23 protein-coding genes are annotated in these 23,210 nt (G+C 64.4%); 12 read left to right on the top strand and 11 right to left on the bottom strand.

Annotated elements, in window-relative coordinates:
- The first annotated feature begins 283 nt into the window (after nt 1-283).
- The 5 genes from P0D73_RS24540 (at nt 284) to hutC (P0D73_RS24560) (ending at nt 4,280) form a co-directional block, all read left to right on the top strand.
- Nucleotides 284-1,111 (top strand): transporter substrate-binding domain-containing protein, encoded by an 828-nt coding sequence (locus tag P0D73_RS24540; protein WP_132382805.1) that lies wholly within the window; start codon nt 284-286, stop codon nt 1,109-1,111.
- A gap of 89 nt (nt 1,112-1,200) precedes the next feature.
- The gene (locus tag P0D73_RS24545; RefSeq protein WP_106280544.1) at nt 1,201-1,851 is read left to right on the top strand and encodes an amino acid ABC transporter permease; all 651 of its coding nucleotides are present in this window, start codon (nt 1,201-1,203) and stop codon (nt 1,849-1,851) included.
- A gap of 21 nt (nt 1,852-1,872) precedes the next feature.
- On the top strand, nt 1,873-2,535 hold the full coding sequence (locus P0D73_RS24550; RefSeq protein ID WP_132382801.1) for an amino acid ABC transporter permease: 663 nt from the start codon (nt 1,873-1,875) through the stop codon (nt 2,533-2,535).
- Nucleotides 2,536-2,554: 19 nt separating this feature from the next.
- Nucleotides 2,555-3,424 (top strand): amino acid ABC transporter ATP-binding protein, encoded by an 870-nt coding sequence (locus P0D73_RS24555; RefSeq protein ID WP_408178444.1) that lies wholly within the window; start codon nt 2,555-2,557, stop codon nt 3,422-3,424.
- A 52-nt stretch (nt 3,425-3,476) separates the two neighbouring features.
- The gene (gene hutC, locus P0D73_RS24560) at nt 3,477-4,280 is read left to right on the top strand and encodes a histidine utilization transcriptional repressor HutC (RefSeq protein ID WP_408433120.1); all 804 of its coding nucleotides are present in this window, start codon (nt 3,477-3,479) and stop codon (nt 4,278-4,280) included.
- A gap of 24 nt (nt 4,281-4,304) precedes the next feature.
- Here the strand turns inward: hutC (P0D73_RS24560) and hutC (P0D73_RS24565) are convergent, their stop codons facing one another.
- The 10 genes from hutC (P0D73_RS24565) to P0D73_RS24610 form a co-directional block, all read right to left on the bottom strand.
- Nucleotides 4,305-5,066, bottom strand: coding sequence for a histidine utilization transcriptional repressor HutC (gene hutC, locus P0D73_RS24565; RefSeq protein WP_408433122.1), 762 nt, complete (start codon nt 5,064-5,066; stop codon nt 4,305-4,307).
- A 92-nt stretch (nt 5,067-5,158) separates the two neighbouring features.
- A complete protein-coding gene (locus P0D73_RS24570; RefSeq protein ID WP_408178447.1) occupies nt 5,159-6,808 on the bottom strand; it encodes an HAL/PAL/TAL family ammonia-lyase in 1,650 nt (549 codons plus the stop codon).
- A 38-nt stretch (nt 6,809-6,846) separates the two neighbouring features.
- Nucleotides 6,847-7,638, bottom strand: a complete 792-nt coding sequence (locus P0D73_RS24575; protein WP_012426714.1) for an ABC transporter ATP-binding protein — start codon at nt 7,636-7,638, stop codon at nt 6,847-6,849.
- A gap of 35 nt (nt 7,639-7,673) precedes the next feature.
- The gene (locus P0D73_RS24580; protein WP_106280534.1) at nt 7,674-8,429 is read right to left on the bottom strand and encodes an ABC transporter permease; all 756 of its coding nucleotides are present in this window, start codon (nt 8,427-8,429) and stop codon (nt 7,674-7,676) included.
- Nucleotides 8,430-8,443: 14 nt separating this feature from the next.
- The gene (locus P0D73_RS24585) at nt 8,444-9,166 is read right to left on the bottom strand and encodes an ABC transporter permease (protein WP_132382791.1); all 723 of its coding nucleotides are present in this window, start codon (nt 9,164-9,166) and stop codon (nt 8,444-8,446) included.
- Between the two features lie 99 nt (nt 9,167-9,265).
- The gene (locus P0D73_RS24590; RefSeq protein WP_408286081.1) at nt 9,266-10,126 is read right to left on the bottom strand and encodes a transporter substrate-binding domain-containing protein; all 861 of its coding nucleotides are present in this window, start codon (nt 10,124-10,126) and stop codon (nt 9,266-9,268) included.
- A gap of 291 nt (nt 10,127-10,417) precedes the next feature.
- On the bottom strand, nt 10,418-11,098 hold the full coding sequence (locus tag P0D73_RS24595) for a methyltransferase family protein (RefSeq protein WP_408286083.1): 681 nt from the start codon (nt 11,096-11,098) through the stop codon (nt 10,418-10,420).
- Nucleotides 11,099-11,110: 12 nt separating this feature from the next.
- Nucleotides 11,111-11,947, bottom strand: coding sequence for an arylamine N-acetyltransferase family protein (locus P0D73_RS24600; RefSeq protein WP_408433123.1), 837 nt, complete (start codon nt 11,945-11,947; stop codon nt 11,111-11,113).
- Between the two features lie 181 nt (nt 11,948-12,128).
- The gene (locus tag P0D73_RS24605; protein ID WP_408178451.1) at nt 12,129-12,812 is read right to left on the bottom strand and encodes a hypothetical protein; all 684 of its coding nucleotides are present in this window, start codon (nt 12,810-12,812) and stop codon (nt 12,129-12,131) included.
- Nucleotides 12,813-12,975: 163 nt separating this feature from the next.
- Nucleotides 12,976-13,320 (bottom strand): hypothetical protein, encoded by a 345-nt coding sequence (locus tag P0D73_RS24610; RefSeq protein WP_408433159.1) that lies wholly within the window; start codon nt 13,318-13,320, stop codon nt 12,976-12,978.
- On the opposite strand from P0D73_RS24610, the gene P0D73_RS24615 reads away from it, so the two are divergent.
- The 6 genes from P0D73_RS24615 to P0D73_RS24640 all read left to right on the top strand — a co-directional run bounded on the left by P0D73_RS24615 (nt 13,247) and on the right by P0D73_RS24640 (nt 21,062).
- Nucleotides 13,247-14,671, top strand: a complete 1,425-nt coding sequence (locus tag P0D73_RS24615; protein WP_408178485.1) for a carbohydrate porin — start codon at nt 13,247-13,249, stop codon at nt 14,669-14,671. The two genes, P0D73_RS24610 and P0D73_RS24615, sit on opposite strands and share 74 nt — an antisense overlap.
- A 101-nt stretch (nt 14,672-14,772) precedes the next feature.
- Nucleotides 14,773-15,924 (top strand): NHL repeat-containing protein, encoded by a 1,152-nt coding sequence (locus P0D73_RS24620; RefSeq protein ID WP_408178452.1) that lies wholly within the window; start codon nt 14,773-14,775, stop codon nt 15,922-15,924.
- 37 nt (nt 15,925-15,961) lie between these two features.
- Nucleotides 15,962-17,269, top strand: coding sequence for an iron uptake transporter deferrochelatase/peroxidase subunit (gene efeB, locus P0D73_RS24625; RefSeq protein WP_408178453.1), 1,308 nt, complete (start codon nt 15,962-15,964; stop codon nt 17,267-17,269).
- 58 nt (nt 17,270-17,327) lie between these two features.
- Nucleotides 17,328-18,371 carry an iron ABC transporter substrate-binding protein gene (locus tag P0D73_RS24630; RefSeq protein WP_408178454.1) on the top strand — a complete coding sequence of 348 codons (1,044 nt, stop codon included), beginning with the start codon at nt 17,328-17,330 and terminating at the stop codon, nt 18,369-18,371.
- Nucleotides 18,371-19,975, top strand: coding sequence for an ABC transporter permease (locus P0D73_RS24635; RefSeq protein WP_408433125.1), 1,605 nt, complete (start codon nt 18,371-18,373; stop codon nt 19,973-19,975). The genes P0D73_RS24630 and P0D73_RS24635 overlap by 1 nt, the downstream gene beginning before the upstream one ends.
- A 28-nt stretch (nt 19,976-20,003) precedes the next feature.
- Nucleotides 20,004-21,062, top strand: a complete 1,059-nt coding sequence (locus tag P0D73_RS24640) for an ABC transporter ATP-binding protein (protein ID WP_408433127.1) — start codon at nt 20,004-20,006, stop codon at nt 21,060-21,062.
- Here the strand turns inward: P0D73_RS24640 and P0D73_RS24645 are convergent.
- Nucleotides 21,047-21,925, bottom strand: a complete 879-nt coding sequence (locus tag P0D73_RS24645; protein ID WP_408433129.1) for a LysR family transcriptional regulator — start codon at nt 21,923-21,925, stop codon at nt 21,047-21,049. The two genes, P0D73_RS24640 and P0D73_RS24645, sit on opposite strands and share 16 nt — an antisense overlap.
- A 114-nt stretch (nt 21,926-22,039) precedes the next feature.
- On the opposite strand from P0D73_RS24645, the gene P0D73_RS24650 reads away from it, so the two are divergent.
- On the top strand, nt 22,040-22,960 hold the full coding sequence (locus tag P0D73_RS24650; RefSeq protein ID WP_408286097.1) for a DMT family transporter: 921 nt from the start codon (nt 22,040-22,042) through the stop codon (nt 22,958-22,960).
- The last annotated feature ends 250 nt before the right edge of the window (nt 22,961-23,210 follow it).

A 23,210-nucleotide genomic window follows, 5' to 3' on the forward strand; every position in this document is an offset into this window, starting at 1 on the left:
CTGCTCCTGAAGGTCCGAATGAATCGGCTGATGAAAGTGGCGCTCGAATCGTCTGCTGGAAGACGCGTTCCCGCCTCATGCATTGCAGTTGTATATACCGCCAAAAGCGTACCCGCAAGTTGCTTTGCAGCGCTTCGTATAAGGGCTTTTCTCTACTCGCGCGTTTATTTATTTCGCGCGAAAACTGCGGTATATACTGCCTCGCATGACTCGCGCCGAATCCGAAAGGACTCGTTTCGTGCACCATTTTCGCGCGACACCGCTTTGCCAACCGGAGAATCCCATGAGCATCCTTGCAGGCTGGAAGTGTCGTTTGGTCATGCTGGCGTTGTGCGCGGCAAGCGTCACCGCCCACGCGGAAGACCAGCTCGCCAAAGTGAAGAAAGCCGGCGAACTGGTGGTCGGCACCGAGATGCAGTTCGCGCCCTTCGACTTCCTCGAAAACGGTCAGCAAGCGGGTTTCAACAAAGATCTGTTCGCCGAGGTCGGCAAGGAAATGGGCGTGAAGGTGCGCTTTATCGACTTGCCGTGGCCAAGCGTGCTGCCGGGTCTGGAAGCCGGCAAGTTCGACATGGTCGGCGGCCCGCTCACCGTCACCAAGGCGCGCATGGAGCGCTACACGTACACGCTGCCGATCGCGGACGCCACCGACGCGCTGCTCAAACGCGCGAACGATACGTCAGTCAAGCAATCGTCGGATATCGCGGGCAAAACGGTCGGCGCGGGCAAGGGCTCGGCGCAGCTCGACCAGTTGAAGGCCTATGTCGCCACGTTGCCGAAGCCGCCTGAAATCCGCGAATACGTCGACAACAATCAGGCTTACGCCGATCTCGCCGCCGGTCGCATCGCGGCGGTCGCGAACTCCATGACCAACATCGCGTACGTGGCCAAGCAGCGCCCGGAGACGTTCGCCGTAGTGCAGCCGCCGTTCGGCGCAAAGGTGTACTTCGCTTACTGCCTGCGTAAAGACGCGGACAGCAAGCCGCTCGCCGATGCCTTCAACGCCGCGCTCGTGAAAATGCATAGCGACGGACGCCTCGCCGCGTTGCAGAAGAAATGGTTCGGTGTCGCAATGGACGCGCCGACGACCATGCCCGCGCCGAACTATTGATCGACTGATGTTGCACGTGTCTTGATGCACGCGATGCGGCCTTTGCCACGAGCCGCATCGCCCTCCCCGTTCCAGCGAGTGCGACGCTTATGTTCAGCACGACCGTCTTCCTCCAGGGCTTGCCGCTGCTGCTGCACGCGGCGCTCGCCACCATCGGCATTTCGCTGACTGGTCTCCTGATCGGGTTCTTCGTCGCGATCGGCGTGTGCGCGGCGCGGCTCTCGCCGAACCGCGCGGCGCGCATGTTCGGCGGCGCTTATGTGTTCTTCTTTCGCGGCGTGCCGATGCTGGTGCAGTTGCTGCTCGTGTATTACCTGTTGCCGTTCGCGGGCATCAACGTGTCGCCGATCGTGGCGGCGCTCAGCGCGGTGTCGTTGTGCTCCGCGTCGTATATCGCCGAAATATTGCGCGGCGGCTTTCTCAGCGTTCCGCCGGGCCATCTCGAAGCCGCGCGCATGCTCGGGCTGTCGCCGTTCGACATGCTGCGCCGCATTCTCGTGCCGCAAGCGTTCCGTTTGACGCTGCCCTCGCTCGTCAATGAAATGGTGCTTTTGATCAAGGCTTCGTCGCTGATCTCGGTGGTGGGCGTGGCCGAGTTGACACGCACCGCGCAGAACATTGCGGCCAGCACCTATCGGCCGCTCGAAGCCTACGTCGCGGCCGGGCTGATCTACTTCGTGATCTGCGGTGCGCTTGCGCTCGTCGCGCACGCCGCCGAATATCGCTTGCAGCACGCCTGAGTTCGACATCGACACCACGCCATGCAAAAGCTCGATCCCACCGTCATCACGCACAACCTGCAGCCGATCGCCGCGGGCCTCGCCACGACGCTCGGCACCTGGGCCGCGGGCGTCGCGATCGGCATCCTGATCGGCTTTCTGATTGCCGTGCTGCAACTCTTTTGCGGACGCTGGGTGCGCGGCATATTGCGCTTCTATATCGAACTGTTTCGCGGCACGCCGTTTCTCGTGCAACTCTTTTTGCTGTATTACGGCGGCCCGTCCTTCGGGCTCACGCTCGAACCGATGACCGCCGGCGTGCTCGGTCTGGGCCTTTACGGCAGCGCGTATTTCGCCGAAGCCTTTCGCTCCGGCTTTCAATCCGTGCCGCCGGGTCATCTGGAAGCAGCGTCGTGTCTTGGCCTCACGCGCTGGCAGGCGGTCGTGCGGATTCAGGTGCCGCAAATGCTCGTGCTGATCGTGCCCGCGCTGACCAATCTGATTATCGTGCTGAGCAAGGAGACGGCCGTGCTGTCCATCGTCACCGTGCCCGAACTCACGTTCGTGCTGACCGGCATCGGCTCGGCCACCTTTGCTTTCGTCGAAACGCTGCTGGTGCTGTGTGTGTGCTATCTCGCGCTGGTTGAACTGACTTCGCGCGCGGGCATGTGGGCCGAGGCCCGCATCGCGCGCTTCATGGCATGAACGGAAACGGGAGCCTCTTATGAACGCCATCGCCGACATGCCCTCTTCCGCATCCACTGCTACCGTCGGACCATCGTCCGGCGAGCCGCTGATCGAAGTGCGCGATTTGCGCAAACGCTTCGGTGAAGTCGAAGTGCTGCGCGGTGTCGATCTCGAGATCGCGCGCTCGGAAGTGGTGTGCATCATCGGGCCGTCGGGCTCGGGCAAAAGCACGCTGCTGCGCTGCCTCGCCGCGCTCGAAACCTACGATCAGGGCGACGTGCGCATCGAAGGCGAACTGCTCGGCTATAGCGAGCGCAACGGCAAACGCGTGCGCGCGTCGCAAAGCGAAATCAACCGCGTGCGGCGCAACGTCGGCATGGTGTTTCAGCAGTTCAATCTGTGGCCGCATATGACGGCGCTCGGCAACGTGATGGAATCGTTGCTGCGTGTACGGCATCTATCACGCGATGAAGCGCGCCGCCGCGCCAACGCGATGCTCGAAACGGTCGGCCTCGCACACAAGGGCGACGCGTATCCGGCCAAGCTTTCGGGCGGCCAGCAACAACGTGTGGCGATTGCGCGCGCGCTCGCCATGGAGCCGCACATCATGCTGTTCGACGAGCCGACCTCGGCGCTCGATCCGGAACTGGTCGGCGAAGTGCTGCAAGTGATGAAGCAGCTCGCGCGCGACGGCATGACGATGGCGGTGGTCACGCATGAAATGGGCTTTGCCGCGCAGGTCGCGGACAAAGTCATGTTCATCGATCAAGGCCGGATCGCCGTGCAAGGCAAACCGCGCGATGTCTTTCACGATGCAGGGCAGCCGCGCTTGCGGCAGTTCCTGCAAAACTACTTCGACCGCAACGCGTTCTGGACGCGCGGCCCCGACGAAGCGCAACCGCTATGAACACGCGCCGGTTTCTGCCTGCTTCACGCGGACGCTGACGCAAGGGCCGCCGATGTCCTCCACCGTTCGCAGCCGCACCCACGACAAGCCGCTTCCCGCGCCGGCGATGAAAGCCGCACGCGCCGCGGCCGACGCGCCGGCCGCGCGCTACGAACAGGTCAAGAGCCATATCCGTCACGTCATCGAATCGGGCGAGCGCCGCGCGGGCGACCGTCTGCCGTCCGAACTCGATCTGGTGGCGACGCTCGGCGTGTCGCGCATGACCGTCAACCGCGCGCTGCGTGAACTCGCCGAAGAGGGCCTTGTGACGCGAGTCTCAGGTGTCGGCACCTTCGTCGCGCAAAGCAAGCCGCAATCGACGCTGCTGATGATCGCCCATATCGGCGACGAGATCCGCTCGCGGGGCCATGAATACCGCTGCGACACGGTCCTGTCGCAACGCGAAACGGCGTCCGTGATGGTATCGAACGCGTTAGGGCTCGCGCCGGGTGCTTCGGTATTTCATGTGATCTGCGTGCATCGCGAGAACGGCTTGCCGGTGCAACTCGAGGATAGGTTTGTGAATCCGGCCGTCGCGCCGGATTTTCTGCTGCAGGATTTTTCGGCGGTGAGGCCGTCGGAATATCTGTTCGACATCGTGCCGGCGCACGACGTCGAGCACGTGGTCGACGCCGGCCTGCCCACGCGCGCCGAAGCCGAACTGCTCGAAATCCGTGCGGAGGAACCGTGCCTCACGCTGATGCGCCGCACGTGGACGAGCGGCGTGGCGGTCACGTTCGCGCGTTTCGTGCACCCTGGGTCGCGTTATCGGCTAGGCTGCCGCTTCTCGCCGGATCTGTCGCAACGCCAGGGTTGAAAACGCGGCACGCGTCGTACTACGTTAGACGTTGCCCGCAAGATGAAAACGCGACGCCGGGTGCCACAGCTGCACCGACGTCGCCACGTCGTCGCCCACCCACGTGCGGCGCCATAGTTGCAGGCACGGCTCGCCGATATCCATCAACAGATGCCGGCGCACATACGCGTCGGGCTTCTGCGCATAGATGCGAAACTCGGCGCGCTGAATCGGCGCGAGCCGCACCATGTAGTGATTCGGCGTCTCGATCGTGAAGTCCTGCTCCAGATAATCGGGGAACACCTTCGGATTGACGTAGCGGTCCTCGTACTGGATCGGCTCGCCCTCCTCGCTGTGCACGATGCACGAATGAAACGCCGGCCCGCTGGCGAGACCGAGCGCTTCGAGCGCCTGCGGGTCGTCGCTCGGTTCGAGCGTCAGCACACGCGCCGAATGGCGGTGACCACGCGCGGCGATTTCGTCGGCAATGTTGCGGATTTCCAGCACCGTCGATTCGTAGCGCTGTGGCGCGACGAATGTGCCGGAGCCTTGCACGCGCGTGAGCACGCGTTCGGTGGTCAATTCGCGCAGCGCGCGCGACACCGTCATGCGCGCTACGCCAAATTCCTTCACCAGTTCCGTTTCGGACGGGATCAACCCGCCGGGCTTCCAGTCCCCTTCGCTGATGCGCCTGATCACGTAGCGTTTGATCTGCTCATAGGCAGGCAGGGCTTTCGCGGGTGTCTCCTGGCCGCGATCAGGGCGGTCCTGCGTCTCCGCGATTCGCGCGTTTGTAGTTGTGTTCACTCCGACCTCGTGGGTGGTACGCGGGTTGTACTTGGTGGGTACACCTTGGCCGGCTCGCCGGCGGGTAAGCCCGCTCACCGGCATCGTCCGAGTCATGCCATGTGCGCGGCGGCCTGCCCGTCGTTGACGGCGATGCTCGCGGCCGCGCGGACGTGGCCCGCGGCCGCCAGATTCGTAAGCGTTGCCGGCGCCATCATCTCCGCGCCGTCGACGGACCTGACCGGCCGAGGGCCAATGTTACCAGGGTTCGGCAACGGCGGCGGCGCTTCGTCGGCGATCATGCGAAAGGCGACGCTCATGTCGTCCGCGAGCGGACGGTCGTCGCGATAGGTCGGCACGGCGCGGCGCACGCGCTGCCACAACGCTCCGGTGTGCGGTGCGCGTGGCGCGTCGATACTTTGCAGGTCGTAGGCTTGCGCCGCCGCTAGCAATTCGATCGCGACGATGCGCCCGGCGTTGTCGATGATTTCCAGCGCCTTCAGCGCGGCGGGCGTGGCGTGACACAGGTGATCTTCCTGCAAGGCCGAAGTGATGCCGCCGTCGAGACTCGCGGGCAGCGCGAGCCGCCGGTTCTGCGCGACCAGCGACGCCGCCGTGTACTGCGCGATCATGAAACCGGAACAGGTACCGCCCGGCTCGGCGAGAAACGCCGGCAGGCCGCTCACCAGCGGATTGACGAGACGGTCGAGGCGCCGCTCGGCCATCGCGGCGACTTGTGCGATCGCGGTGGCGAGACTATCCATTGCCAGCGCGATCGAGGCGCCCACCGCGTGCGCCTGCGAATACACGCGCGGCTCTTCCGGCGTGCCGGCGACGATCGGGTTATCGGTAATCGAGGCGAGCTCGCGATTGACCACGTCGGCGGTCGCGGCGAGCACGTCGCGCGCGGCGCCGTGCACGTGCGGAATGGTCCGCATGCTCAGCGGGTCTTGCGTACGCTGACCGACCACCGCCGCGAGAATGCCGCTGTCGGCCAACGCGGCGCGCATCCGCCCGCCGACCAGGTTCAGCCCCGGCGAGATGCGCAAGGCCAGCGAGTCTTCGTCGAAAGCCGCGAGCTGGCCGCGCAGATTCTCGAAGCTCATCGAGGCGACCATATCGGTCCAGTCGAGCAGGCGTTCGGCGCGCGCGAGCGCCAACGCGGCGAGGCCCGTGACGCACGGCGTGCCGTTGACGAGACTCAGCCCTTCCTTGGCTTCGAGCACGAGCGGCTCGAGCCCGAGGCGTTGCAGCGCGTCGCGTCCTTTAAGCCGCTCGCCGTGAAAGCGCACGTAGCCCTCGCCGATGCAGACGAGCGCAATATGCGCCATGTGGCTCAGATAACCGACCGAGCCGAACGCCGGCACTTCCGGCAGGCAATCCGCGTTGAGCAGCGCCACCAGCTGGTCCGCGACTTCGAGGCGAATACCCGAGTGGCCGTGCGCGAAGTTATTGACGGCCGCGGCCATGATCGCGCGCGTTTCGGCGACACCGAGCGGCGCGCCGACGCCGACCGCGTGGCTCATCAGAATGTTGCGCGACAACGTGCGCTGTTCGGAGGGCGAGACGATCACGTCGCACAGCGCGCCTACGCCGGTATTCACGCCATACGCGCGAATACCGCGCTCGACGATCTGTTCGACAAGCACACGCGCCGCCGCGATGCGCGCGCGGGTGCCGGCGGAAAGTTCGAGCGGCTCGCCGGCGGCAACCGCTGCCACCTGAGCCCAGTCGAGAGGACGATCGGAACGGATCACGGCCATGTCAGTGCTCTGCTTGGTAGGTTATCTGGTGATGCTGATCAGTTGGTGGTGCGGTCCTGATGGCTCGAAACGAATTGCCGGAACCGATCCGACTTGCATTCGACGAACACCTCGTCGGGCGTGCCGTCGGCTTCCACTTGCCCCTGGTGCAGGAACATCACGCGATTCGATACATGGCGCGCGAAACCCATTTCGTGCGTGACGACCAGCATGGTGCGGCCCTCTTCGGCCAGCGAGCGCATCACGCGCAGCACTTCGCCCACCAGTTCGGGATCGAGCGCCGAGGTCGGTTCGTCGAACAGCATCACTTTCGGATGCATCGCCAATGCGCGCGCAATCGCCACGCGTTGCTGCTGACCGCCTGAAAGATGCGCCGGATAGTGGCCGCGTTTTTCCGCGAGACCGACTTTCGCGAGCAGCGCTTCCGCCTCTTCCACCGACTCGGCGCGGCTGCGTTTTTGCACGCGCATCGGCCCTTCGATCAGATTTTCCAGCACCGTCATATGCGACCAGAGATTGAAGTTCTGGAACACCATGCCGAGTTGCGAGCGCACCCGGTCCACCTGGCGGCGGTCGCTCGGTTGCAGCTTGCCGTCGCCGCGGCGCTTCATTTTCAACTCTTCGCCGGCGAGCGAAACCGAGCCGTCGTCGGGCGTTTCGAGCAGATTCAGGCAGCGCAGGAAGGTGCTCTTGCCCGAGCCGCTCGCGCCGAGAATCGAGATCACGTCGCCTTGATGGGCGTCGAGCGAAATGCCTTTGAGCACGTGATGGTCGCCGAACGATTTGTGAATGTTCTTGACCGACAGTGCAACGGGTGCCGTAGCGTTCATGGGATTCTCCAGATTCATCCAGGATGGGCGGCCGTTCAGGGCGCGGCGCGGCGTGCTTCGGTGGTGGCGGAAACCGGGCGGTTCGCCGCGGCCTGCGGGCGCGCCGCGCGCAGATGGCGCGACAGACGCGTTTCGAGCATGCCGAGCAGCCGCACGATGACGAAATTCAGGAACAGATAGATCAGCGCGGCGCAGATGAAGACTTCCGTCGTGCGATAGGTTTGCTGAATGATCTGTTGCGCGACGCCGGTGACTTCCCACACGGTGACGAGACTCGCCAGCGCCGTCGATTTGACGAGCAGCACCGCTTCAGTCGAATACGCCGGCAAACACTGGCGCAAGGCGATCGGGCCGATCACGCGGCGCAGCAGCGCGAAGCCCGACAGGCCAATCGAATAACCTGCCTCGATCTGACCGACCGGCACGGCCATCAAACCGCCGCGAATGATCTCGGCGGTATAGCCGGCCGTGCATAGCGCGAGCGACAACACCGCGCACATGTAGGGCTCGCGCAGCACCGGCCACAGGAAGCTCTCGCGTATCACACCGAACTGGCCCATGCCGTAGTACACGAGGAACATCTGGATCAGCAACGGCGAGCCGCGGAACACGAGGATATAAGCGCGCGCGAAGCGATTCGGCAGCCAGTGCGGCGACACGCGCATCGTGACGATCACGAGCGAGAGCAGGCCGCCGAGAATCAGCGAGCAGAAGAACAGGCCGAGCGTGGTCGGCACGGCCCCGAGCAGTTGCTTGATCGTGTCGAACAGAAAGTCGAAGTCGAAATGCATGATGGCCGCCCTCGTCAGTTACGCGCGAAGTTGCGCTTGAAGGACCGGCCCACGTGCGCTTCGGCACGGTTGAAGACCCGGTTCGAGATGCTGGTCATGAGCAGATAGAGCGCACCGCCCACTACGAAGAACGTGAAGTACTGATGCGTGGAACCCGCCGCCACCTGGCTCGTGCGCAGCAATTCGGCGAGGCCCGTCACGGAGATCAGCGCCGAATCCTTCAGGCTCAATTGCCAGACGTTGCCGATGCCGGGCAACGCGAAACGCAGCACTTGCGGAATCAGGATGCGCCGCGCCATGGTCAGCGTCGGCATGCCGATCGAGCGCGCGGCTTCGAGTTCGCCGCGCGACACCGCCAGCACCGCCGAGCGGTACACCTCGGCCTGATACGCGCCTGAAATCATGCCCACGGCCAGTGCGCCGACCACGAACGGCGGCACGCCGACGAAACCCTCCGCGCCGAACCACTGGCCGACGGTCGTGACGAGCGTCGAGCCGCCGAAATAGAACAGGTAGATGACGAGCAGTTCAGGCACGCCGCGAAACACGGTGGTGTAGATATCGCCGACCACGCGCAGCGTACGAAAACGCGACAGCTTGGCGGCCGCCACCAGCGCGCCGAATACGGCGCCGACCGCGAGCGCCGCGAGCGTGAGCGCCACCGTCATCAACGCCGCGAGCAGCAATACGCCGCCCCAGCCTTCCGGCCCGAAGCCGAGCATCTGTATCAGAGCCATTTCCTACCTCTCATCTTCATCCAATGCGGCGGATCGAACCGGCCGGCATGCGCTGGTTTTCGCCACGCGCCTGCCGTTGCCTCTTAACGTGAAGGCGAATCAAGGCGTGACGTCGGTCTTGAACCACTTGTCGGAGAGCTTCTTGACGGTGCCGTCGGCGAGCGCGGCGCTGATCGCGGTGTCGAACTTCGCCTTCAGGTCGGCGTCCTGCTTGCGGAACGCGAGGCCTTCGCCCGGGCCCCAGATCGGGCCGCCGATCTTCGGACCGGCCATCACGATCGACGCGGTTTCTTTCTTGTCGATGTTGGCGGCGTAGTACGTCACGTCGTCGAACGAGGCGTCGATGCGGCCGTTGGCCAGATCCAGATCGCGTTCGGGCGATGTCTTGTAGACGCGGATCGTGGCAATGTCCTTGAAGCCGTCATTGATGAACTTGGTGTAGACCGTGCCCGACTGAATGCCGATGGTCTTGCCCTTCAACTGCTTGCGCAAGGCGTCGACGGTCGGCTGGTCGGCTTTCGGGTCGCCCGACAGCTTGACGACGGCCGCGCCCGGCGCGGCTTTGGGCAACACCTTCGCATCGGCCACGGCGAACGTGGCAGGCGTGGCGGCGTACGGCTTCGAGAAGGCGATGATCTTTTCACGCTCCGGCGTGATCGAGATCGCATCCATCAGGACGTCGAACTTGCCCGCTTGCAAACCGGGAATCATGCCGTCCCAGTCTTGCGCCACGAGATTGCATTGCAGCTTGATGCGCTCGCACAGGTTGGCGACCAGTTCGGGTTCGAAGCCGCCCAGCTTGCCGCCCGGCAAGGTCAGATTCCACGGCGCGTAGCCGCCTTCGAGCGCGATCGTTACCGTCTTCCAGTCTTTGGCCTGCACCGGTGCCGCGAAAATCGCCGCGGCGCCGAGAACGGCGCCGATCAATGCTTTTGCTGCCGTCGTGCGCTTCACTTTCACGTCGAAACTCCTTTGATTGAGGAAACCGTCGAGCCGAATGTTTAATCGCCGCTTAATTTGTATAGACAAGTCTGCATGAGTCAAAAAGCTGTCGCAAGAGAATTTGCGAGAAATTGGCGGAATCATCGGGTAAGCCCCTAGACGATGCAGCGTGGCGTGGCTTTGCGGGGAGTTCTTAATGCGCGGAAGAGGCACGGCGTGCTTCGCAGCACCGGCAAGCGCAATTCGTTTTGTCTAGACAGGTTGATGCAAGCTGAGCAAACGCGCACGGAGACGGCGGTTCGATGCGCCCTACCAGATGAACGGCACGAAGCGATAACGCACGCGCGCCATGTAGTCCGTGTAACCGTCGAGTTGCGCGGCCAGCACGCGCTCTTCGCGCACCGCTCGCCAGCCAATGCCGATCACCATGACCGGCACGAAGGCGAGTCCCCACCACGATCCGAGCAGCAAGGGCGTGCCGACGAACAGCAGCAGCGCGGCGGAATACATGGGATGACGGACATGCGCGTAAAGACCGGTGTCGATCACTTTATGCCCGCGGCTCGCCTGGATCTTCACGACCGGCGCGGCATAGCTATTGGCCTGGAACACGAAGCGGCACATGAAGAGGCAGAGGAACACGCAGAGCGAGCCGAGGCTGACCAGTGCCACCGGCAACGGCGCGGTCCAGTGAAAGCGCATTGAGTCGAACGCCATCAGGACGAGCCAGCCGCACCACGCCACCGAGACGCTCACCATGAAAACGCGGTCCCAGCGGCTTTGCTGCTCCTGCACGAATGGCGACAGTCGCTCGGCGAGCAGGCCCGGATCATGGCGCGCCAGCCACAAACCGATCCACAGGCTCAGCACGCCCAACTCGATCACATACCACCACCCGGCCGGCCATGCCAAGGTGCCCGCCGCGCCGAACAGCAGCGCGCCCATGCCCACCAGCCAGACCACCGTTTGAAAGATGAGACGCGCGACCATGACGGTTCGTTGCTACGCGGTTTTCGCCGGCGTGCGCACGCGGTCGAATATTTCGGCGATGTCGATCTCGCCGGTGTTCAAGCCGAACTGATCGCGCAGACACGCCGCGAGTTCGCCGGCGCTCCTGAGTTGCCGCTCGCTGATGAGCCGGCCATCGGCTGCGCGTTCGCTCAGTTGATCGTTGAGCAGCGCGAGCCGCGCTTCGGGCAGCACGCGGCACACGATCAGCGTGCTCGCGAAAATCGCTTCCGGCGAGGTCGACGTGTACCAGTTCGAGGTTTCGTAATCGATCCACTCGACCGGTTGCAGATCGAAGCGGTAGACCCGCGCCCAGCTTTCGTCGCGCGCCTGCACTTCGAGAAAAAGCGCGTCGCGCGATGCGTCGGCGAGACGGAACGTGCCGAGTTCGGTGGGCTGCGCGAGGCCCGCGGTCAGCCGCAGCGGCGCGGTCAGCGTCACGCTGCCGAAACCCACGTCGGCGATCCAGGCTTCGTTCTCGATGTCGAGGCGCAGCACCATATGCGTGCGCGGCGGCGGCGCATCCGATTCGCGGCCCCACAGCACGCGCCCGAGCAAGGGCGTGACCTCGAAGCCCAATTGCATCAGCACGTTGGCGAATAGCGCGTTCTGTTCGAAACAGTAGCCGCCGCGGTGTTCGGTGACGAGTTTGCGCTCGACCGATTCGAGATCCAGTTGCACTGGACGTCGCGTGAGCGGGTTCAGGTTCTCGAACGGAATCGCGCGCGGATGCAACCGGTGAAGCGCGTGAACGACTTCCAGCGTTGCAGCGCGCGGGCCTTCATAGCCAATGCGGGCGAAATAGTTGTCCAGATTCACTGTGTGAGACATCGGCAGGGTTCCGGTATGGTTTTGGACGCAGGACGCTTATCGGTGATGCGCGGCCGTGCGGTTTTGGAAATCGATCATAGCCGCTTTTGTGGTCCGCTCGCTGTGGCGGCCTTTACCTGTTTTCGTAGTCGCCGGCCGACGCCGCCCGAACGAGGGCGGCGTTCATTTCCGAACCGGTTTCTTATTGACCGCCCTTTAGCGCCGAGGTCGCAATCGACGGCACGCTGATGCCGTGGCTCGACGCGAACTGCACGGCCGAGCTCAGCGTCGACATCAACGATTGCAACTGCCCCGGCGCCGATTGCGCGATGTATGACGCGCTCTGCGCCGTCTGCGGATTCATGCCGGCCTGCAGCAGCGACGACGGATTCATCTGCCCGATACTGCCGAGCCCCGACTGCAGGCTCGAATACTGGCTCACGCCTTTACCGAGCGACGACAGGCCGTCCGTGAAAGCCTCCTTGTTGATCGGCGTGGCCGACGCACCACCGCTCGCGCGGCTAGCGAAGGCCTGGGTCAGCGTCTGCGAGAGCGACTGCTGCGTGCTGCCCATCTGCGTCAATTGACTCACTGAGGGCGTGCCGCCGCTCAGCAATCCCGCCGCCTGCTGCGCCTGCCCCGCCGCGCTGCTCATCCCCATCGCCGAGGCCAGACTCGACTGGCCGCTGAGCACCTGCTGGTTCGCGCCCACGTAGGTCTGCAACAGTTGCGACACGCCGCCGGACGACGCCGTCGCCCCAGCGCCCGCGGAACTGTCGCCGCCGCCTATGCCGAACTGTTTGAGATTCAGCTGCGCATTCGAGACGCCACTCACCAGCAAACCGCCGCTCGCCAGCAACGAAATCAACACTCTGCGTTTGTTCATATCCATCTCCTGAATTGGCGTTTCGGGTACTCGTGCGAGTTCGACACCCCACCCCGGAACGCGTTCATATGACCACCACCATACAGATTCATTACGTTCTCATTCTCTGCAAATTACGTGCAAATGCCGTTTAGTAGCAGTACGTAAAGAGCAAAGTTATATGTCAGTAATATTGATGCGAATCGTTCTCATTTGTGTTGACGCACCAAATCCGCATGCGTACGATCTCGCAATCTGCTGCATTTGGCGTCGCGAACCAATGCAGCAAATCGCGGGCATGCGGCGATGCGCCGCGATGGTTCAAATCAGTCGATACAACACCAATAAGGATTTCGATGAAGTTCGCCCATTTCAGCGGACCCGGCGTAGCAGCCCGTCCGTTTCGCGATTCCGTGCCGCGCGCCAACACCACGCGCCGTTCGCGTTTGCCCTCCATGCGGCGTGCCGCGCTTTGCACGGCGTTCGCGTGGGCGTCGCTGACAGCTGGCGCCGCCATGGCCGAAGCCAATCCCGACGCGGCGCCGGAAGCGCCCGAGGCCGACCTGAAGATTCAGGCGACCCAGACGAACCAGTGGACCGGCTTCTGGAATCGACAGCAAATGCTCGGCGACATAGGCGGCCTGCGCCCCTGGCTCGGCAAATACGGCGTGACCTTCACGCTCACCGAAACCAGCGAAGTGCTCGCCAACCTGCGCGGCGGTCTCGCGCGCGGCGCCGACTACGACGGCCTGACCACCGGCACCGTGCAATTGGACACGCAAAAAGCGTTCGGTTTGCCGGGTGGCCTGTTCAACGTCAGCGCCTTGCAGATCCATGGTGCCAACCTCAGCGCCAACAAGCTCGGCACGCTGAATACGGCGAGCGGCATCGAAGCCGACGACGCAACCCGTCTGTGGGAATTGTGGTATCAGCAGTCGTTCCTGAACAAGCGCATCGATGTGAAGATCGGTCAGCAAAGTATCGACCAGGAGTTCATCACGAGTCAGTACTCGGCGCTGTTCGTCAACACGATGTTCGGTTGGCCCGCCCTGCCCTCGTACGACATGCCGTCCGGCGGCCCGGCGTATCCGCTGTCGGACCTCGGCGTGCGCGTGCGCGGCCAGATCACGCCGGCGTTGACGGCGTTGGCAGGCGTGTACGACGGCGACCCGCTCGGCAACAACCCGGACAACAAGAGCGGCACTAACTTCAACCTGCACAATGGCACGCTGTTCATCGGCGAGTTGCAGTACGCGATCAACCAGCCGGCCGATGGCGAAATGGTCGGCGCGGGCGGCGGCGGTTTGCCCGGCACCTACAAGCTCGGTGTCTGGTACAACAACGGCAGCTTCGCGGATCAGCGCTACGACAATACCGGCTTGTCGCTCGCCAATCCGGCCAGCAGCGGCATCGCCCAGAATCATCACGGCGACTACAGCTTCTACGCCGTGGCGGACCAGATGATCTGGCGTCCGGACCCGGACGAGCCGCGCAGCATCGGCGTCTTTGCCCGCGTGATGGGCGCGCCCGGCGACCGCAACCTGGTGAGCCTCGCCGCCAACCTCGGCGTCGTGATGAAAGCGCCGTTCGCCGGCCGCGACAACGACAGCGTCGGCCTCGCGCTCACCTACATCAAGGTCGGCAATCACGTGAACGGCCTCGATACGGATGCGCGGGCATTCAGCAACAGCCCGTACGGCATACGCACCAGCGAAACCACGCTCGAGGCGACGTACCAGTACCAGGTCAATCCGTGGTGGCAACTGCAAGCGGACGCGCAATACACGTTCAACGCCGGCGCCGGCCAGAATCCGAACGATCCGACGCAGCCGCTGCGCAACACGTTCGTCATCGGCGTGCGGACCAACATCAACTTCTGATGACGTCCGCGCCCCATTCACACGCTACCGACCCAATCGAATCCCATGCTTTCGATCATGACCGCAACCACCGCTTTGTGCGCAGGCACGGAGGCTCAATCGTGAACACTCCCACGCGCCGGTTTTCGCCTCGCGCCGCGCGGGCCCTGATCGCCGCCGCTGTCAGCGCGGCCGCATTCGCGACCGCCGGCAGCGCGCACGCCGATCCGCAAGGTTTCCTTGAAACCGTCAAGCACCACACCACGCTGATCAACACCGTGCCCGGCAACGGCGACCAGAATCCGTACGCGGTGGTGGTCGCGCCGGTCACGGCCGGTACGGTCAAGCAAGGTGACGTGCTGGTCGGCAACTTCAACAACTCGACCAATCTGCAAGGCACCGGCAGCACGATCATCAACTATCACCCGGACACCAAGGAGATGACGGTGTTCGCGACGGTGCCGCGCGATCTGAAGGAATGCCCTGGCGGCATCGGCCTGTCGACCGCGATGACCATGCTCAAGTCCGGCTATGTGATCGTCGGCAGCACGCCGAGCAACGACGGTACCACCGGCACCAAGGGCGCCGGCTGCCTGATCGTGATCGATCCGCAAGGCAAAGTCGCCTCGACCATCAGCAGCCCGAACATCAACGATCCGTGGGGCAACATGGCGGTCGTCGACAACGGCAGCAGCGCCACGCTGTTCGTCAGCAACGCCGGCTTCGGCGTGGGCGGAGCGGACGGCAATCCGCCGGTGTTCAAGCAGGCCACCGTGCTGCGTCTGGATCTCGACGTGCCGGCCGGCAAGCCGCCGGTCGTGAAGAAAGAAACAGTGGTGGGCAGCGGCTTCGGCGCGCAGGCGGACAAGGGCGTGTTCCTCGTCGGCCCGACCGGCCTCGCGCTCTCGCCCGATCAGAAACTGCTGTACGTGTCCGACGCGATCGGCAATCGCATCACCGAAATCGACGAACCGATGACGCGCGACAGCAGCGCGGGCGTCGGCCGTCAACTGACCGCCGACGGCCTGCTGCACCGGCCACTCGCGATGGTGACCGCTCCCAACGGCCACCTGCTCGTCACCAACGCGCTGAACGGCCAGATCGTCGAAATCGATCCGGCCAGCGGCAAGCAGATCTATGCGCGCTGGATCGACACCGACAAGGCGCAATCGCCCCCGGGCAACGGCGACCTGTTCGGTCTCGCGATGACGCCTGAAGGCGACGGTTTCTACTACGTGCAGGACGACGTGAACACGCTGGTGCTCGCAAAGTAAGTTGCACATTCCAAAGCCGAACGAAGGTGAAGTAACCATGGCAAACGATCAACCCCCGCGCCCCAAACGGCGCGGGTTTCTCAAGGCGGGCGGCGCCGCGGTCGCGGCGGGCGCGAGCCTCGGCGCGGGTCTCGCGACATCGCAGAACGCGCTAGGCAAAACGCAGCCGCATGCTCTCGCCGATCCGCAACTCGCCGTCGAGCCGTTTTACGGCACGCATCAAGGCGGCATCGTCACGCCGCAGCAAAGTCACACCTACGTCGCCGCGCTCGATCTCACCACCGAGAAGCGCGAGGACGTGATCGCACTGCTGCGCGCCTGGACCGACGCCGCCGCGCGTCTCACGCAAGGCGGCACGGCCGCGCCGCTGCCGACCGGCGACGCCGCCGACAACAAGGCCGCGCCTGATTCCGGCGATGTGCTCGGCCTCGGCCCCTGCGGGCTGACCATCACCTTCGGCTTCGGCCCCGGTCTCTTCACGCATGAGGGCAAGGATCGCTACGGCCTCGCCGCGCGCCGCCCCGCCGCGCTCGTCGATCTGCCGCGCTTTAACGGCGACCAGTTGATCAAGGAAAAAACCGGCGGCGATCTGTATATCCAGGCCTGCGCGAACGATCAGCAGGTCGCGTTTCACGCGGTCCGGCAGTTGTCGCGCCTCGCGTACGGCACGGCGGCGATGCGCTGGGGCCAGTCCGGTTTCCTGTCGGGTCCGCGCGGTCAGACGCCGCGCAATCTGATGGGCTTCAAGGACGGCACCAACAATCCGTCCACCGCCAAGCCGCCGTTGATGAACCAGTTCGTGTGGGCCGGCGCGAGCGCCGACGCGCCGTGGATGGAAGGCGGCACCTACACGGTCGTGCGGCGCATCCGCATCACGCTGGAGCACTGGGACAACACCGAACTGGACTTCCAGGAACAGGTGTTCGGACGTCACAAGTACAGCGGCGCGCCGATCGGCAAGCAGAACGAGTTCGACGCCGTGGACCTGAAGGAAGAGGACAAGGACGGCAATCCGGTGATTCCGGAGAACTCGCACGTGCGTCTGTCGAATCAGGCGAGCAACAACGGCGCGCAGATTTTGCGGCGTTCGTACTCGTATAACGACGGCACGAACTTCTACATCGAGCGCTGGCCGCCGTGGCGCCAGGAAACGGAGTACGACGCGGGCCTCATTTTCATCGCGCATCAGAGCGACCCGCGCAGCGGCTTCATTCCGATCAACGACAGGCTCGCGAAGTTCGACATGATGAACCAGTTCACGACGCACGTCGGCAGCGCGATTTTCGCTGTGCCGCCGGGCGCGAAGCCGGGTTCGTATATCGGCGCGGGATTGTTCGAGACGTAAAGCAGACGCAGTCGACACAACACAGATCAACTACAACATCACAACGGACTTCTGGATCATGGCTTACAACTTGTTTGGCACTCGTCTGCGTGTCCTGGCCAATACGCTGGGCAGCGCGGCCGCCCTCACGCTGGCCGCTTTCGCGACGGTGCCGTCGGCGGCCGAGGCCGCGTCGATCACGCTGTATAACGCGCAGCACGAGCAGGTCGTCAATCTGCTCGCCAAGGACTTCGAAAAGCAATCGGGCATCTCGGTGAAGATCCGCAACGGCGAAGGCCCGGCGATGGCCGCGCAGATCGTCGCTGAAGGCGCGGCCACGCCCGCGGATGTGTACTTCACGGAAAACTCGCCGGAGCTGATGCTGCTCGAAGAGAAAGGCCTGCTGAACAAAGTGGACAGCTCGACGCTCGCCACCGTGCCGGCGCGCTTCAGCTCGCCGACCGGCGCATGGGTCGCGGTGACCGCGCGTGAAAACGTGCTCGCCTACAACACCACCAAGGTTCAGGCTTCGCAACTGCCGCAATCGCTGTTCGATCTCGCCAAGCCGGAATGGAAAGGCAAGATCGGCATTGCCCCGAGCGACGGCGACTTCCTGCCGCTCGTCTCCGCGGTGCTCGCGCTGAAGGGCGAAGCGCAAACGGTGCAATGGCTCAAGGGCCTGAAAGCCAACGCGCAGATTTTCGACGACGACGAAGGCGTGGTCGCCGCCGTGAACCGCGGCGGTGTCGCGACCGGTCTGATCAACAACTATTACTGGGCGCGCCTGCATGCCGAACTCGGCGACGGCAAAACTCGCAGCGCGATCTATCACTTCGGCAACGGCGACGCCGGCGCGGCCGTGAACGTATCGGGCGCCGCGGTGCTGAAGTCCGCGCACAACACGGACGGCGCACAGAAGTTTCTCGCGTACCTGGTCAGCGACCGCGCGCAACAGTTGATGGCGAATAGCCACGTGATGTTCGAGTATCCGCTGCACGCAGGCGTCGCACCGGATCCGATCCTCAAGCCGTTCGCCGAACTGAGCCCGCCGCCGCTGACGATCCAGCAACTCGGCGACGACAGCCAGGCCGGCAAGCTGCTGCGCCAGGCAGGCCTGCTGTAATGAGCGAAGCTTTGTCAGCCGGACCACCGGCTGTCCCCACTGTCCCGGCGCGCGCCCGTTCGCGCGCGCCTCGCGGACTGTTCGCGGCAGCGGCACTCAGCGCTTTGCTGGTGTTGCTGCCGATTGCGTTTACGTTCTGGCGCGCCGCGAGCTTCGGCGTCGGCGAGGCGATCGACTTGATCTTCCGGCCGCTCGTCGGCGAACTGCTGGTTAACACGTTGATGATCACCGTCTCGACCACGCTGGTCGCCGCCGTGATCGGCACGGCCGCCGCGTGGTTCGTCGAACGCACGCACTTGCCGGGACGCCGCGCGTGGGCCGTATTGAGCGCCGCGCCGCTCGCCATGCCCGCCTTCATCTCGAGCTATGCGTGGGTGTCGCTGAGCCTGGATTTGCAGGACTTCGCGGGCGCGTTGCTCGTGCTGACCTGTGCGTATTTTCCGCTCGTCTATCTGCCGGTCGCCGCCGCGTTGCGCGGCATGGATCCGGCGCTCGAAGAAAGCGCGCGCGCACTTGGCTGCAACCGTTGGACCACTTTCATTCGCGTCGTGCTGCCGCAACTGCGTCCGGCGCTGCTCGGCGGCATGCTACTGGTGGCGCTCGGCGTGCTGTCCGAGTTCGGCGCGTTTACGCTGCTGCGTTTTCACACGTTCACCACGCAGATTTACGCAGAATTCCGCACCAGTTTCGATGGCGGCGGCGCTTCGCTGCTCGCGTGCCTGCTGATCGTGATCTGCCTGATCGTGCTGGCATTCGAGTTTCGCGTGCGCGGCGCGGCGCGTTATGAACGCGTCGATCGCGGCACACGTCGCGCGGTGTTGCGCTATGAACTCGGCGCGTGGCGCTGGATCGTCGTCGCCGGCTTTGCGCTGCTGTCGATCACCACGCTCGGCGTGCCGCTCGGCATGATCGGCTACTGGCTCACGCAACCGGGCGCGGCGGCCGTCACACCGGCGGATGTGTCGCCCGAACTGCTGTTCAACGCCACGCTCTCGTCGCTCGGTTTCGGGCTTGCCGCCGCACTGCTGACCACCTTGCTGGTCGTGCCGCTCGCGTTCCTGCTGGTGCGCTATCCGACCCGTTTCGCGACGTTGTTCGAACGCACCGTGTTTCTCGCGCAAGGCGTGCCGGGTCTGGTGATCGCACTGGCGATCGTGTCGCTCGCGGTGCACGCGCTGCAGCCGCTTTATCAGAGCGCGACGCTGCTGGTGATCGCCTACTCCATGCTGTTCATGCCGCTGGCGCTGGTCAGTGTGCGCGCCGCCTTCATGCAGGCCCAGCCGCGTCTCGAGGAGACCGCGCGCGCGCTCGGCCTGAGCTGGTCGCAGACGCTGTTCCGTGTGGTGTTGCCGCTGGCGGGACCTGGACTCGGCGCGGCCGCGGCGATGGTGTTCATCTCGGTCGTCACCGAACTGAACGCGACGCTACTGCTCTCCCCGCTCGACACGCAAACACTCGCCACCCAGGTCTGGGCCGACACCTCGACGATGGCGTTCGCCGCGGCGGCGCCCTACGCAGCGTTACTCACCGGCATTTCGCTGTTCGCCTCGGGCCTGCTGTTCGCGCTGCTCGGCAAATCGGCGCTACTCGGCGAACGCGGCTGACGCGCCGCGCTTTTACCATCGGATTTTCATGAGCGAACTTCGTATCCGCGGGCTGCAAAAATCATTCGACGGCACGCCGGTGCTGCACGGCATCGATCTGTCCGTCGAACGCGGCACGCTGCTGGCGCTGCTCGGCCCGTCGGGCAGCGGCAAGACCACCCTGCTGCGCCTGCTGTGCGGCTTCGAACGCGCGGATGGCGGCAGTGTGGACATCGACGGCCGCCGCGTGGTCGGCGACGACCTGCATGTGCCATCCGAACAGCGCCGCATCGGCTATGTGCCGCAGGAAGGCGCGCTGTTTCCGCATCTATCGGTGGCGGACAACATCGTGTTCGGCTTGCCGCGCGCACAACGGCGCGCGCGGCATCGTGTGGCCGAGTTGCTAGAACTGGTCGGCTTGCCGGCGAACTTCGGCGAACGCGCGCCGCAGCAGTTGTCGGGCGGCCAGCAGCAACGCGTCGCGCTGGCGCGCGCGCTCGCGCCGTCGCCCACGCTGGTGATGCTCGACGAACCCTTCTCATCGCTCGACGCCGCGTTGCGGCTCGAAACCCGGCAAGCGGTTGCCAGCGCGCTGGCCGCGACCGGCGCGACAGCCGTGCTGGTCACGCACGATCAATCCGAGGCGTTGTCGCTCGGGCATGAAGTGGCGGTATTGTGGAACGGCCGGCTGATCCAGACCGCGACGCCGGAGACGCTCTACCGCCGGCCCGTGACGCGCGAACTGGCATCGTTCGTCGGCGAGGCGGTGTTGTTGCCGGGCATGGTCAGGCAGGATCGCGTGAGTTGTGAACTGGGCGAATTGGCGTTGTCCGGGCCGATGGGCCAGGGCGCAGTCGATGTGATGGTGCGGCCCGAGCAGATCCGCTTGTTGCGCGCCGAAGAAACGATGCCCAACGGCGCGGTGGCCTATGACGCTGTCGTCACGGAAGTGATCTTTCAGGGGCAGGACGCGGGCGTCGCGCTGCAATTGCATTCCGACATGCGGACGATGGTGCGCGCACGCGTGCCGGGTTATCTTTGCCCGCGACCGGGCGAACAGGTGCGGCTCGCGGTGGATGGCGAGGTGACGGCTTACGCTCGCGGTTGAGCCTGAGGCCGCAGCGAGAGGTCCTGCATCATCTGCGCGGCCAGATAATCGCAGGTCGGTCGATCCGATTTGGCGCTGCGCGCCACCACGATTTCCAGCGGCGCGATCTTCGGCAAGCCTTGCGCTTCACCGAGAATCGTAAGCCGTGGCGGCACGCTGCAACGCGTGAGCGCAATCACCGACAACCCCGCATCCACGGTCGCCACCAGTCCCATCAGGCTCGCGCTGCTGAATGCCGCGCGGTAGCGAATCCGCGCGCCGTCGAGCGCGGCCAGCGTATGCTGGCGCGCCACGCAGCCCGGCTCATAGAGCCCCACCGGTAGCGGCGACACCGCCAGCACCGGCGTATCCACCGACGCCCCCACCCACACTATCGGCTCGCTGCGCACGAATTCGCCGCGCATCTTGCGGTCGCGCGTGACGAAAGCGAGATCGATCTTGTTGTCGGCCAGCATCGGCGCGAGCGACGTGCTCTGCGCGCAGACGATTTCGATCTCCACGTGCGGATACAGATTCGAGAAGCGCCGCAACACGGGCGACAGCAGCGAGGACACGTAATCGTCCGGCGCGCCGAGCACGACGCGCCCGGTCACCTCCGGCCGCACGATCGCCGACCACGCCTCCTCATGCAACGCGAGCACGCGCCGCGCGTATTCGAGCAGCGTATTGCCCGGCCGCGTGAGCGACAGATTGCGCGTGTTGCGGGCGAACAACGTGGTGCCGAGCATGGTTTCGAGCCGCTTGATCTGCATGCTGACGGCCGCCTGCGAGCGATGCACGGTCGTCGACGCCTTCGTGAAGCTGCCCGTTTCCACCACCGCGACGAAGGTGCGCAGCAGATCGACGTCGAATTCGGGGTGCATGATTTATCAATCCAGCTTATGGAATTACTCAATTTAATTCGTTTGTCGGTGCCGTGCAAGCCGCGCAATACTCGGGGCATCACCTCATCACATCAATTCGCGGAGCCGTTGCGTATGTCCCTCACCCAACGTCAACAAGGCGCCATCACGCTGGCCAGCGGCGGGCTTTTGATGGGCACGCTCGGGGTCTTCGTCGAGGAAGCGCGCCTCGGCGCGCTCACGCTCGTATTTTTTCGCTGCCTGTTCGGCTTTCTGTCGCTCGCCGCGTATTGCGCGTGGAAAGGCTTCTTCACGCGCGCGCATTTCACTCGACGCACCGTCACGCTGGCGCTGATTACGGGCGTGCTGATGGTCACGCAGTGGGTCGGTTTCTTCGATGCGATTCATCGCACCAGCATCGCGGTTGCAACCGTGGTGTTTCACGTGCAGCCGTTCTGGGTCGTGCTGATCGGCGCGGCGTTGTTCAACGAGCGGCTCGGCGTGGACCGGCTCGGCTGGATCGCGACCGCTTTCGTGGGACTCGTACTCGCGTCGGGCGTCGCGGCCACGGAGAATTTGCAAGGCCATGCGAGCTATCTGATCGGCATCGGCGAAGCGCTGGTGGGTTCGGTGCTGTATGCGAGCGTCACGTTGATCGCCAAAGGGCTCGGCAATTTGCGGCCGCATCTGCTGACGCTCGCGCAGTGCGCGGTCGGTGTGGTCTGCCTGCCGTTCATCGCGCCGCTCACTGCCGTGCATATCGGCCCGATGCAGTGGTTCTGGCTGGTCGGCATGGGCGTGTTGCATACCGGGCTGTCGTATGTGCTGATTTACGGCGCGTTGCCCAAGCTGAGCACGCCGATCATCGCCGTGTTGCTGTTCGTGTATCCGCTGACGGCGATCGTGGTCGATGCCGTCGTGTATGGACGGGCGCTGTCGATGCCGCAACTGGCGGGCATGGTGCTGATCGTGGTCGCGAGTCTGGGGGTGAATCTCGGGTGGCCGCTGCTTTCGGTGCTGCGCCCTGGCGGGCGCGTGCGGCGGCAGGTGGATTGAGATGGAAGCAGCGCTAAAAGTCGGCCACTCATGAAGTTCGTGTCACGCCTTATTTATGCGTCGCCGCTGTCAAGGCCAGAAACGCCGTGCCCGGTCGGAAAGACCTCACGGCCCGGTTTCGTATTTTCCGTTGGACCATCATCCACTAGCTCACGAGACAATACGCCACGCGCCTGTAACTGTGCGATTGATCTCGCCAGTCTCAGCGCGTTTTTGTGGAGCTCAACAGATGCAACGTCGTCTCCAGTCC

Source organism: Paraburkholderia sp. RL18-101-BIB-B (assembly GCF_046026985.1).
Classification (GTDB): Bacteria; Pseudomonadota; Gammaproteobacteria; order Burkholderiales; family Burkholderiaceae; genus Paraburkholderia.

Coding starts and splice junctions, on each gene's coding strand:
- P0D73_RS24540 (WP_132382805.1), top strand. CDS start 284: ATGAGCATCCTTGCAGGCTGGAAGTGTCGTTTGGTCATGCTGGCGTTG.
- P0D73_RS24545 (WP_106280544.1), top strand. CDS start 1,201: ATGTTCAGCACGACCGTCTTCCTCCAGGGCTTGCCGCTGCTGCTGCAC.
- P0D73_RS24605 (WP_408178451.1), bottom strand. CDS start 12,812: ATGAACAAACGCAGAGTGTTGATTTCGTTGCTGGCGAGCGGCGGTTTG.
- P0D73_RS24580 (WP_106280534.1), bottom strand. CDS start 8,429: ATGCATTTCGACTTCGACTTTCTGTTCGACACGATCAAGCAACTGCTC.
- P0D73_RS24585 (WP_132382791.1), bottom strand. CDS start 9,166: ATGGCTCTGATACAGATGCTCGGCTTCGGGCCGGAAGGCTGGGGCGGC.
- hutC (WP_408433120.1), top strand. CDS start 3,477: ATGTCCTCCACCGTTCGCAGCCGCACCCACGACAAGCCGCTTCCCGCG.
- P0D73_RS24550 (WP_132382801.1), top strand. CDS start 1,873: ATGCAAAAGCTCGATCCCACCGTCATCACGCACAACCTGCAGCCGATC.
- P0D73_RS24595 (WP_408286083.1), bottom strand. CDS start 11,098: ATGGTCGCGCGTCTCATCTTTCAAACGGTGGTCTGGCTGGTGGGCATG.
- P0D73_RS24630 (WP_408178454.1), top strand. CDS start 17,328: ATGGCTTACAACTTGTTTGGCACTCGTCTGCGTGTCCTGGCCAATACG.
- P0D73_RS24635 (WP_408433125.1), top strand. CDS start 18,371: ATGAGCGAAGCTTTGTCAGCCGGACCACCGGCTGTCCCCACTGTCCCG.
- P0D73_RS24645 (WP_408433129.1), bottom strand. CDS start 21,925: ATGCACCCCGAATTCGACGTCGATCTGCTGCGCACCTTCGTCGCGGTG.
- P0D73_RS24575 (WP_012426714.1), bottom strand. CDS start 7,638: ATGAACGCTACGGCACCCGTTGCACTGTCGGTCAAGAACATTCACAAA.
- P0D73_RS24640 (WP_408433127.1), top strand. CDS start 20,004: ATGAGCGAACTTCGTATCCGCGGGCTGCAAAAATCATTCGACGGCACG.
- P0D73_RS24600 (WP_408433123.1), bottom strand. CDS start 11,947: ATGTCTCACACAGTGAATCTGGACAACTATTTCGCCCGCATTGGCTAT.
- P0D73_RS24555 (WP_408178444.1), top strand. CDS start 2,555: ATGAACGCCATCGCCGACATGCCCTCTTCCGCATCCACTGCTACCGTC.
- P0D73_RS24615 (WP_408178485.1), top strand. CDS start 13,247: ATGCGGCGTGCCGCGCTTTGCACGGCGTTCGCGTGGGCGTCGCTGACA.
- P0D73_RS24650 (WP_408286097.1), top strand. CDS start 22,040: ATGTCCCTCACCCAACGTCAACAAGGCGCCATCACGCTGGCCAGCGGC.
- efeB (WP_408178453.1), top strand. CDS start 15,962: ATGGCAAACGATCAACCCCCGCGCCCCAAACGGCGCGGGTTTCTCAAG.
- P0D73_RS24570 (WP_408178447.1), bottom strand. CDS start 6,808: ATGGCCGTGATCCGTTCCGATCGTCCTCTCGACTGGGCTCAGGTGGCA.